The sequence below is a fragment of the Neisseria sp. P0022.S010 genome (genome assembly GCF_051956635.1).
On sequence record NZ_JBQCXF010000084.1, the window covers coordinates 1 to 10,366 of the forward strand.

Genomic DNA, 10,366 nt, shown 5'->3' on the forward strand with positions numbered 1-10,366 from the left:
GCGTTGAAACCATCGATCCTTCCCAAACCGGTTCTTACGGTATTGTCGAAGTCGAGCAGCTGAAAAACTATCAACGTATTATCAACATCGTTGAAAAACCCAAACCGGAAGAAGCGCCTTCCAACCTCGCCGTTGTCGGCCGCTACATCCTGACTCCGCGTATTTTTGACTTGTTGTCCAACCTGCCCCGCGGCGCCGGTAACGAAATCCAACTGACAGACGGTATCGCCCGCCTGCTCGACCATGAGTTTGTTTTAGCTCATGCGTTTGATGGCAAACGCTACGACTGCGGCAGCAAATTAGGTTACCTTGAAGCAACCGTGGCTTACGGTTTGAAACACCCTGAAACTGGCGAACAATTCAAAGAATTGCTCAAGCAATACGCTTAAGCCCAGCCATTATGAAAAGGCCGTCTGAAATTTCAGACGGCCTTTTTCTCAAACTTATTTCTTCCAATATGCCGGAGTCAGCAAAATCAGAACGGTAAAAATCTCCAAACGTCCCAACAACATCACCGCCGTACACAGCCACTTCTGTACATCGCTCAGCGCGGCGTAATTATGCGACGGACCAACTGCCCCCAAACCCGGCCCTGCATTAGTAATACAGGCAATGACTGCCGTAAAGGCGGATAAAAAGTCCAAGCCTGCCGCCATCAGTAAAAAGCTGAATACGATGACCGTCATAAAGTAAATAAAGATGAACGACATGACGGTCAGCGCCATACGATCCGGAATGGAGCGGTTGTTGACCTTTACCGTACGAACCGCGCGCGGGTGCAGCAAAATCAACATTTCGCGCAAGCTGAATTTGAACAACACCAACGCACGCACGTTTTTAATACCGCCCCCCATAGAGCCTGAACTTGCCAATACGTTCGACAGGAAAAACATCCACAATGACACAATCAGCGGCCATTGGGCAAAGTCAGCATTGGAAAAACCGCTGGCCAACCCGATGGACACAAAGTTGAAGCTGACAAAGCGCAAAGCTTCGCCAAGGCTTTGATAAACGTCCTGCTGCCATAAATACAATGCCGAAATCAAAATACTGCCCGACAAAACCAGCAACATGGAACGGCATTCTTCATCTTTCCAATACACCTGCAAAGAGCGGTTGCCCAGCGCAGTAAAGTGGCTGGCAAAATTGATACCGCCCCAGACAGTAAAAAACATCAACGTCCATTCGACTGCCACAGAATCAAAATAGGCAACGCTGTCATCATGTGTAGAAAAACCGCCCAAGGCCACAGCCGACATCGCATGGCACAAGGCATCAAACCAGCCCATGCCGGCAATATGTAAGGATACAAAGGCGGCAGCAGTTGTCAGCGCATAGGCAAACCACAGCCGTTTGGCCACTTGAGAAATGCGGGGAGCCATCTTGCTTTCCTTATCCATACCCGGAATTTCCGCTTTGAAAAGCTGCGTCCCCCCCACGCCCAACATTGGCAAAATCGCCACAGCCAGCACGATAATACCCATACCGCCAAGCCAGTTGAGCATGTGCCGCCAAAAATTCACCGACGGCGCCAGCGTATCCAAGCCGGAAATTACTGTTGCCCCCGTTGTCGTCAGCCCCGACATCGCTTCAAAAAATGCATCAGTAAAACTCATGGACGGCATATAGAAATAAATCGGCATCGCCGCCACGACGGCAAAGGCCAGCCACAGCATCAATACCAGGGTAAATCCGTCACGCGGCCGCAATTCACGGTTGAAACGCAAAGTCAGCACCCAAGTAACGCACGACACCAACAATACTGTCAAAGCCGTATAGGCAAACACGAAAAACGCGCTGTCGTGATAAAAATACGACATCAGTGTCGGCACAGCCAACAACAGTGAAAACAACAGCCCCAGCTTGGACAATACATGGATAATCGGCACAACCTTGCTTACCGCACCACCCAATCTGAAACCCTTATACAAATCCATCATATCCCTATCATCAGAAAACAAAATATTCAGACGGCCTCATGAAAAAAAGGCCGTCTGAAACAGCATATTTTATCAAAATGCCGCAACCCCGTGATAAAGAAAAACCAAAAAACACTTGCCTGCTCTTTTTCTAAGAGTATAATGTTATACCATAACATTAACTGGAGAAAGAAATGAAACCCGATATCCACCCAGACGACTATCGTACCGTCCTGTTTTACGACAGCGGTGCAGACCAAGGATGGCTCATCCGTTCATGTGCCAATACCCACGGAAAAACCATGGTTTGGAAAGACGGAGTAGAGTATCCCCTCTTCTCTCTTGATACCTCTTCCGCGTCCCACCCCGTATACACAGGCAAACAACGCAACGTCAATGTCGAAGGTCGCGCCAGCAAGTTCAACCAACGTTACCAATCCATGATGTCTTCTTTCAGAAAGGATAAATGATGCAAGTTCTCTCATCTCTGAAAACTGCAAAAAAACGACACCGCGACTGCCAAATTGTCCGCCGAAAAGGCAAAGTGTACGTCATTTGCAAGAGCAATCCCTGTTTTAAAGCACGCCAGCGTTAAGCTGTCCTATCCTTCTTTCAATGTAACTCTCTGAATTTTCTGCACTTTCGTTTACCTCTAGCGCAAGTGCGGCTTTTTTTCAAACGGCATTAATCATTCATATCAAAACTACAAAGAATCCTGCCATACTCCCGGAAACAGGAAGAAAAAGTAAATAATGGTTATCCCTATTGTGAAGCCATAAAGATATTTATAACATGCCGCTACATTCTTCCTTCAATACTGACCATAGGAGTCAAAAATGAAAGTAAAAGCCCTGCTTGCAATTGCCGCCGCCATGAGCCTCGCTGCCTGTGCCGCACCTGAAGCCCATCGCCATGACCATGGTCAACGTCATGAGCACAATCATGACCACAGCCATGCACACGAACATGGTCAGCAACATAATGACGGCCGTGTTCAATCATTCAGCTGCGAAAACGGCCTGTCTGTACAAGTCCGCAACCTGAGCACCAACCAAGTTGAACTGCGTCTGGACGACAAAGTTGCCACCCTGTCTTCTGCCGTTGCAGGTTCAGGCGAACGCTATGTTGCCAACCAAGGCTTGTTCGGCAAAGGCGCTGAATGGCATCAAAAAGGCAGCGAAGCATTCTTCGGCTTCACTGACCCATACGGCAACAAAGTAGAAACTTCTTGCTCTGCCCGCTAATTTCTACTTAGCAATAGAATAGCTGAAGGCCGTCTGAAACAAGTTTTCAGACGGCCTTTAATTTTATGGCTGGTCGGGCTTGGATCCTTGTTGGTTGATTTTTATCAGTTCCCGTACCCAATTGACTGTTGCGGTACTTTCCCAAGAGGTGAACTTTGCCGTGGGAGAGTTGTTCGTGCATACACCTTCAAACAATAATCCGTTTAAAGCCAGCTTGGCGGTAACTTCTGGTTTGAAATGGGCATATTTTCTAGATTTCTTTGCATAGACAATATAATTTTCCCCTTCATCCAAAATATCGAATGTTACGATAGGCATGGCATTTTTCTTAAGTTCTCTTTTCCGATGTTCGATGTATTTGAGGCTTTCCGATAACCGCTGTTCGTTTGAAAGTTTTGTCAAAGAAGGATTGAGTAGCTCCATACTCACTAAAAAACATGTTTTTTCAACCAAGCCCTGGTGACATTCTTTTGTAGAGTAGCGTCCGCTTCCCCTTGTATAGCATGATGGTTCGGGATAAATATAATATGCCCTCGTAACCTTCGCTACTTGCTGAATCTTGTCGAAAAATGTTTTTGCTTCTTGAAATTCTTTTTTTTCAAAATCAATCGGTACGCCGTTTTGAGGGGTAATCACGTTAATCGGAATATTGTGCACTCGGATTGTTTCCTGTAACTGTTCAACCGGTTGCTGTTGCTGATTATTGCAGGCAGACAATAAGCTTATAGTGAAAAGCAGTATCCTTTTTTTCATCTTCATCTCCATTTTTGTCAAACAAAGGCCGTCTGAAAACCTATTTTCAAAGTTTTCAGACGGCCTTTATCTTAGACCAAACAATTAAGCGTAATGTCTGTCTTCGCCTTTACCGTCAACGTTATCAGCACAACGTTTACAGATGGTTTCATGGCCTGCAACTGCGCCCACATCGTGGGTATAGTGCCAGCAGCGTTCGCATTTTTCACCATCGCTGGCTTTAGCGGTTACAGCAAGTTCATCACCTACTTTCACTTCAGCTTTAGACACCAGCAAAGCAAAACGCAATTCTTCGCCCAAAGTGTTCAGATAGTCGGCAATTTCTTCCGGAGCCGTAATTTCGGCTTCGGCTTGCAATGAAGAACCGACTGTTTTATCCGTACGCAGAGGCTCAATGGCGGCAGTTACTGCTTCGCGTGCTTCGCGGATTGCCGTCCATTTTTTCACCAGTTCGGCTTCGGCTTTTTCGTTGATGGGCGGGAACTCGTGCCAGGTGTGGAAGAGGACACTGTCTTCTTCGCCACCACCGATGATGTCCCATGCTTCCTCGCCGGTGAAGCACAAAATCGGAGCAATCAGCAGAACCAAACTGCGAGTGATGTGATACAGGGCAGTTTGCGCGCTGCGGCGTGCATGGCTGTCGGCTTGGGTGGTGTAGAGGCGGTCTTTCAGGATGTCGAGGTAGAACGCGCCCAAGTCTTCCGAACAGAAGGCGACGATGTCTTTCACGGCGAAGTGGAAGGCGTAGCGCGGATAGTAGTCGCCCGCCAGTCGCTCTTGCAGCTGGCGCGCCAATACTAAGGCGTAACGGTCGATTTCGACCATGTCTGCCTGCGGCACGGTGTGTTCGAACGGGTTGAAATCGCTGAGGTTGGCAAACAGGAAGCTCAAGGTGTTGCGGATGCGGCGGTAGCTTTCGGTGACGCGTTTGAGGATTTCTTTGGAAATCGCCAATTCGCCGCTGTAATCGGTGGATGCCGCCCACAGGCGCAGGATGTCTGCGCCGAATTCGTTATAGACTTCTTGCGGCGCGACGACGTTGCCGATGGATTTCGACATTTTGCGGCCGTTTTGGTCAACCACGAAACCATGGGTCAGAAGCTGTTTGTACGGGGCGCGTCCCATGGAAGAGGCGCAGCCGGTCAGCATGGAGGATTGGAACCAGCCGCGGTGTTGGTCGCTGCCTTCGAGGTACAAGTCAGCCGGCCATTCCAATTCTTCGCGTTGTTTCAAGACGGAGTAATGGGTCGAGCCGGAGTCGAACCATACGTCCATGGTATCGGAAAGTTTGTCGTAATTTTCGCAATCTTCCGCACTCAAGAGTTCGCTCTTATCAAGAGAGAACCATGCTTCGATGCCTTTTCCTTCGATTTTTTGAGCAACTTTTTCCAACAACTCGGCAGAGTTTGGATGCAGTTCACCGGTTTCTTTGTGAACAAAGAAAGTCATCGGCGTGCCCCAATAGCGTTGGCGTGAAACCACCCAGTCAGGACGGCCTTCAATCATGGCTTCCAAACGCGCGCGACCCCATGATGGGAAAAATTCAGTGTCATCAACGGCTTTGATGGCTTTATCGCGCAAGGTTTTACCGTCGTCACCTGCTTTATCCATACCGACAAACCATTGGCCGGTCGCACGGTAAATCAACGGCGTTTTGTGGCGCCAACAGTGGGCGTAGCTGTGTTCGATTTTGCTGCTTGCCAAGAGGTTGCCCGTTTCTTCCAGCCATTGCAGGATGACGGGATTCGCTTCCCAAACGCTCATGCCTGCGACGCGCGGCGTTTCGCTGATGTATTTGCCTTCGGCATTGACGGGGTTGTAAAGCTCGATGCCGTATTTGTTGCAGACGGCGTAGTCTTCCAAACCGTGCGCGGGGGCGGTGTGTACCAAGCCCGTACCAGCGTCGGTGGTAACGTGTTCGCCGTTGAGCATGAGAATATCGCGTTCGAGGAACGGATGATTCATGTGCAGGTTTTCCAGCTTGTCGCCGGTGGTTTCTGCCAATACTTTCAGGTCGTCTGAAACGAAGCCGTAGCGTTTGAGCGCATCTTCTGCCAAATCTTTCGCCAGCACCAATTTGCCTTTGGGCGTATCGATTAATTGATACACCACGTCCGCACCCGCAGACACAGCTTGGCTCGCAGGCAGCGTCCAAGGCGTGGTCGTCCAGATGACGGCAAACGCTTTGCCTTCGATACCTGCCAAACCGAATGCGGCGGCAAGCGCGGCAGTGTCTTTAAACGGATAGGCAACGTCAATCGCAGGCGATACTTTGTCTTTGTATTCCACTTCCGCTTCCGCCAGCGAAGAGCCGCAGTCCAAGCAGAACTGAACCGGTTTCGCGCCGCGGTAGAGATAGCCCGATTTGTAGATTTCGCCGAGCATACGCACGGTATCCGCTTCGGTTTTGAAATCCATGGTCAGGTAGGGATTGTCCCAATCGCCCAACACGCCCAGACGGATGAAGTCTTTTTTCTGGCGGGCGATCTGTTCGGCGGCGTATTCGCGGCACAATTCGCGGAAACGCGCTTTAGGCATGTCTTTGCCGTGCAGCTTTTCCACCATCACTTCGATGGGCAGACCGTGGCAGTCCCAGCCCGGCACATAAGGCGCATCGAAACCGGCTTGGGTTTTGCTGCGGATAATGATGTCTTTAAGGATTTTGTTGACGGCATGACCGATGTGGATGTCGCCGTTGGCATACGGCGGGCCGTCGTGCAGGATGAATTTCGGACGGCCTTTGGCGATTTCACGCAGTTTTTGATAGCGTTTTTGCTCGTACCAGCTTTTCAGCCATGCAGGCTCGCGCTTGGCAAGATTGCCGCGCATTGGAAACGGGCTTTCGAGCAGGTTTACGGTTTTGCTGTAATCGGTCATTTTTTGATCTCTATTGTTGCGGTATTTCGGTTTCAGACGGCCTGATTACTCATTTTGAAAAGAACAGGCCGTCTGAAAAAATTCAAAGGACTTATTGTAGCCCAATTGTCTTGATTTTATAAGCTTCTAGAAGCGTTTCTATACTTTCCAAACCTTCGCATCTTCCATATCTTGCAAAATTTGGGTTTTCAATGCTTCGATACTCTCAAATTTTTTCTCGTCACGCAGTTTGTGCAGGAAGCGGACGAAGATGCGTTGGCCGTACAAATCACCGTTGAAATCGAACAGATGGACTTCCAGCTTTTGCGAGCGGTTGTTGCTGACAGTAGGGTTAAAACCAAAGCTGGCAACGCCTCGGCGCGTGCCGAATGTGCCGTCTGCTTCAACGACAAATACGCCGCTTAGCGCATAATGATACGGAGGAAGTTGGACATTGGCGGTAGGCGCGTTGATGGTGCGGCCGAGTTTTTGCCCGTGTTTGACCTTTCCGCTCAACACATAATCATGGCCCAACAGTTTTTTGGCGTATTCCAACTTGCCGTCTGAAAGGGCTTGGCGGACGGCGGTACTGCTGGTGCGGATGTCTTCAACGATAACGGACGGCGTGCGCTCGGTTTGCATATCGGGCTGTTGAGCCAAGAGTTCAAAACAGCCTTCACGGCCGGCACCGAAACGGAAATCGTCGCCAATCAGCAGATAACGCGTATTGAGCGTTTGGCGCAAAAGCTGGTCGATAAACGCTTGTGCGCTCATATCGGAGAAAGCTTGGTTAAAACGCAAGACCCAAACGGCATCCACACAACCGGTTTCACGCAAAAGACGCAATTTGGTACGTAGCGGACTGATGCGGTAAGGCAGCTTTTTCCCGGCTTTGCGCGCAAAAAATTCTTTGGGCTGAGGCTCAAAAACAACAACGACAACAGGCAGACCGCGCTGGTCTGCCTCTCGTTTGAGTTTTTGTAGAATGTGTTTGTGCCCAAGGTGTACGCCGTCGAAGTTGCCGATGGTTACGGCGGCTCCTTGCGGAAATTTGGGCGCGTGTCGCTGTCCAAGCCAGATGTTCATGGGTGGTGGTATTGTGTTTGAATAGGCGGCTATTGTAAACGTTATTGCCGTTTCAATAAACCTTAGGCCATCTGAAACCAATAAATATATGCTTTCAGACGGCCCTAAAGTTTGTTAATACCTTACCACCACCAAGGATAACGGCCAAACGGATAGCCCCAATCGTCGTAATAGCGATAGTAGCGGGCTTCGCGCAGCTGTTCTTGGGAAATATAGTTTTGCCATGCCATTTTATAGCAGGCTTGGAACATCGGATCGGAAACTTTGTCGATATATTTGAGGCGGAAGGCTTTTTGTTCCGCAGTTGCGGCACCGGGTTTGCCTTCTTCGTCAAATTTTCGGCGGATCAGCGCGGCAGTCTCTTGGTCGCATTGAGCGGCAAGATGTACTTGAAGATCCTGCTCATAGCGTTTCTGCGCTTGGGCGCGTGCGGCTTTTTGCTCAGGCGTGGTGGCGCAGGCGGCAAGTAATGCGGCAGCACCAATCAATAAGGTCAGGCGGATAGGATTCATCGGATGTTTCCTTATACTCATGTATGGCTATTAATGTACGCCTTCATCTTGCAATGGGCAAGTGTGGCAACTTAGGGACACTTTATATTATTTGTTCTTAGCAACAGGCAGTTGCATATAAAATACACTCCGTATAAATGCTCGCCCCTATCCTCAAATCAATGAACGACGACAAACGGCCCCACTCTTACCGACAGCGCCACCATAGGCAACACACGCCGCCGTTTTGGCAGGCAGACCGCCCGTACCTGCACGAACACAATATTTCCGATGCCCGTTTCAGACGGCTGGGTTACATCATGGCCTTTCTTGCCGGTGCGATTAATGCCGGCGGTTACTTCGCATTCTCACGTTATACCTCCCACGTTACCGGCTCAATGTCGCTGTTGGCAGATGTTTTGTATCTTCAAGAGTGGAGTGTGGCCATTATTGCCACAATCAGCGTGTTGTGTTTTGTTGCCGGAGCCGCGCATTCGGGCTGGGTGATTTTGTGGACGCAGCAAATGCGTTTCCGTGGCAGCTTTGGTTTTTCCATGTGGCTGGAAGCGGTTTATCTATTGATCTTCGGCTTGTTCGGCATTACCGCGATGGAATGGGATTTTGGCGGCCCGGATTTCATCATGCCGTCTTTAGCATTGTTTTTATTGTGCTTTATCATGGGCATGCACAATACCGTCATTACGCTTTTGTCCGGCTCCGCCATCCGCTCCACCCACATGACCGGCACGGCAACCGATTTGGGAATTGAAATTTCACGTGCACTTTATTATTCCAAGCAACACCATCCGCGCCTCCCGCACGTCCGCGTCAACAAACCGAAAATGTGGCTTTTAAGCGGCTTGATGCTGTCGTTTTTACTGGGCGGCATCGTTGGCGTATGGGGTTATCATTTGGTCGGCCATCATTTCGCCCTGCCCGTTTCCGCCGTTTTGTTCATACTGGGCGCAGGCTCGGTGGGATACGATGTCAAAGTCAGATTGAAATGGGCATTTGTCAGCTGGTATCGCCGTAAAAAGGAAAAACGGAAGAAATCGTAAAGAAACCTGCTTTTTATCTGGTAGTAAAATGGCCAAACGGTCAGAAAAATGCAGAAATGTTTCAGTATTATGTTAACTGGCAAATATTTGCGTAATATCGGGTTAAACCCGTTCTTTTGCGTTTCAGATATTCGGTATCATTAATTCGTAATGACCCACGCGGTTTTTATTCATTTTTTTCAGACGGCCCGTGCCGTCATCTAAAAAGAGGATACGACATGAAATTCTTAAAACCCCTGACCGTTATTGCTACTGCAATTCCTTTGGCACTTACCGGCTGTGTAACTGATCCTGTTACCGGTCAACAATCCGCCAGCAAAACCGCTATGTACGGTTTGGGTGGTGCGGCTGTTTGCGGCATCGTTGGTGCGCTGACCCACGGCGGTAAAGGCGCGCGTAACTCCGCATTGGCTTGTGGTGCAGTAGGTGCCGGTATCGGCGGTTACATGGACTACCAAGAGAAAAAACTGCGTCAAAGCCTGGCCAACACTAACATCGAAGTTGAACGTCAAGGCAACCAAATCAAACTGGTTATGCCTGAAAACGTAACCTTCGCTACCGGCAGCGCTGCCCTGAGCGGCCATGCTCAAAGCGCCTTGTCTGCCGCCGCGCAAACTTTGGTTCAATATCCTGACACCACTTTGACCATCAACGGCCACACCGACAATACCGGTAACGACGCCATCAACGAGCCATTGTCTCGCAACCGCGCCGAATCTGTTGCCATCTTCCTGCAATCCCGTGGCGTAAGCAGCACCCGTTTGAGCACTTTCGGTTACGGCTCCCGTCAACCCATCGCCTCCAACGCTACTGTTGAAGGCCGCGCACAAAACCGCCGCGTTGAAATCTTGATCAACCCCGACCAACGCGCCATTGACGCTGCTAAAAAACAAATGTAATCCGACATCTGTCTGATTCCCATAATTAAGGCCGTCTGAAATTTCAGACGGCCTTTTTTC

Annotated in this window: 11 protein-coding genes; 6 read left to right on the plus strand and 5 right to left on the minus strand. The window is 49.6% G+C overall.

All coding sequences use genetic code 11. The features are described from left to right. Window positions 1–389, plus strand: a 389-nt coding sequence (locus ACTHUT_RS09355) for a sugar phosphate nucleotidyltransferase (RefSeq protein ID WP_440418750.1), incomplete at its 5' end; no start/stop codon positions are given. A 54-nt stretch (window positions 390–443) separates the two neighbouring features. On the opposite strand, the gene ACTHUT_RS09360 is transcribed toward ACTHUT_RS09355, so the two are convergent. Then, on the minus strand, window positions 444–1,940 hold the full coding sequence (locus tag ACTHUT_RS09360; protein ID WP_440418751.1) for a TrkH family potassium uptake protein: 1,497 nt from the start codon (window positions 1,938–1,940) through the stop codon (window positions 444–446). A gap of 173 nt (window positions 1,941–2,113) precedes the next feature. On the opposite strand from ACTHUT_RS09360, the gene ACTHUT_RS09365 reads away from it, so the two are divergent. The 3 genes from ACTHUT_RS09365 to ACTHUT_RS09375 all read left to right on the plus strand — a co-directional run bounded on the left by ACTHUT_RS09365 (window position 2,114) and on the right by ACTHUT_RS09375 (window position 3,163). Further along, complete coding sequence (locus tag ACTHUT_RS09365) at window positions 2,114–2,389, plus strand: type B 50S ribosomal protein L31 (protein WP_440418752.1); 276 nt, start codon at window positions 2,114–2,116, stop codon at window positions 2,387–2,389. Continuing rightward, complete coding sequence (ykgO, locus tag ACTHUT_RS09370; protein ID WP_250600953.1) at window positions 2,389–2,514, plus strand: type B 50S ribosomal protein L36; 126 nt, start codon at window positions 2,389–2,391, stop codon at window positions 2,512–2,514. Before ACTHUT_RS09365 ends, ykgO begins: the two co-directional genes overlap by 1 nt. 241 nt (window positions 2,515–2,755) lie before the next feature. After that, a complete protein-coding gene (locus ACTHUT_RS09375) occupies window positions 2,756–3,163 on the plus strand; it encodes an MliC family protein (RefSeq protein ID WP_250600955.1) in 408 nt (135 codons plus the stop codon). 46 nt (window positions 3,164–3,209) lie between these two features. Here the strand turns inward: ACTHUT_RS09375 and ACTHUT_RS09380 are convergent, their stop codons facing one another. The 4 genes from ACTHUT_RS09380 to ACTHUT_RS09395 form a co-directional block, all read right to left on the minus strand. Further along, complete coding sequence (locus ACTHUT_RS09380) at window positions 3,210–3,344, minus strand: hypothetical protein (protein ID WP_350223300.1); 135 nt, start codon at window positions 3,342–3,344, stop codon at window positions 3,210–3,212. A 656-nt stretch (window positions 3,345–4,000) separates the two neighbouring features. Continuing rightward, window positions 4,001–6,793: an isoleucine--tRNA ligase gene (gene ileS, locus ACTHUT_RS09385; RefSeq protein WP_440418753.1), complete on the minus strand. Its 2,793-nt coding sequence runs from the start codon at window positions 6,791–6,793 to the stop codon at window positions 4,001–4,003. Between the two features lie 138 nt (window positions 6,794–6,931). Then, on the minus strand, window positions 6,932–7,858 hold the full coding sequence (ribF, locus tag ACTHUT_RS09390) for a bifunctional riboflavin kinase/FAD synthetase (protein WP_250600957.1): 927 nt from the start codon (window positions 7,856–7,858) through the stop codon (window positions 6,932–6,934). A 122-nt stretch (window positions 7,859–7,980) separates the two neighbouring features. Further along, window positions 7,981–8,370 (minus strand): hypothetical protein, encoded by a 390-nt coding sequence (locus ACTHUT_RS09395; RefSeq protein ID WP_049331430.1) that lies wholly within the window; start codon window positions 8,368–8,370, stop codon window positions 7,981–7,983. Window positions 8,371–8,531: 161 nt separating this feature from the next. On the opposite strand from ACTHUT_RS09395, the gene ACTHUT_RS09400 reads away from it, so the two are divergent. Continuing rightward, window positions 8,532–9,407 (plus strand): YoaK family protein, encoded by an 876-nt coding sequence (locus ACTHUT_RS09400; protein WP_250601765.1) that lies wholly within the window; start codon window positions 8,532–8,534, stop codon window positions 9,405–9,407. Between the two features lie 218 nt (window positions 9,408–9,625). Next, a complete protein-coding gene (locus tag ACTHUT_RS09405) occupies window positions 9,626–10,306 on the plus strand; it encodes an OmpA family protein (protein ID WP_107848704.1) in 681 nt (226 codons plus the stop codon). Window positions 10,307–10,366: the final 60 nt, after the last annotated feature.

Coding starts and splice junctions, on each gene's coding strand:
- ACTHUT_RS09380 (WP_350223300.1), bottom strand. CDS start 3,344: ATGCACGAACAACTCTCCCACGGCAAAGTTCACCTCTTGGGAAAGTAC.
- ACTHUT_RS09360 (WP_440418751.1), bottom strand. CDS start 1,940: ATGATGGATTTGTATAAGGGTTTCAGATTGGGTGGTGCGGTAAGCAAG.
- ACTHUT_RS09365 (WP_440418752.1), top strand. CDS start 2,114: ATGAAACCCGATATCCACCCAGACGACTATCGTACCGTCCTGTTTTAC.
- ACTHUT_RS09395 (WP_049331430.1), bottom strand. CDS start 8,370: ATGAATCCTATCCGCCTGACCTTATTGATTGGTGCTGCCGCATTACTT.
- ACTHUT_RS09375 (WP_250600955.1), top strand. CDS start 2,756: ATGAAAGTAAAAGCCCTGCTTGCAATTGCCGCCGCCATGAGCCTCGCT.
- ACTHUT_RS09405 (WP_107848704.1), top strand. CDS start 9,626: ATGAAATTCTTAAAACCCCTGACCGTTATTGCTACTGCAATTCCTTTG.
- ileS (WP_440418753.1), bottom strand. CDS start 6,793: ATGACCGATTACAGCAAAACCGTAAACCTGCTCGAAAGCCCGTTTCCA.
- ykgO (WP_250600953.1), top strand. CDS start 2,389: ATGCAAGTTCTCTCATCTCTGAAAACTGCAAAAAAACGACACCGCGAC.
- ACTHUT_RS09400 (WP_250601765.1), top strand. CDS start 8,532: ATGAACGACGACAAACGGCCCCACTCTTACCGACAGCGCCACCATAGG.
- ribF (WP_250600957.1), bottom strand. CDS start 7,858: ATGAACATCTGGCTTGGACAGCGACACGCGCCCAAATTTCCGCAAGGA.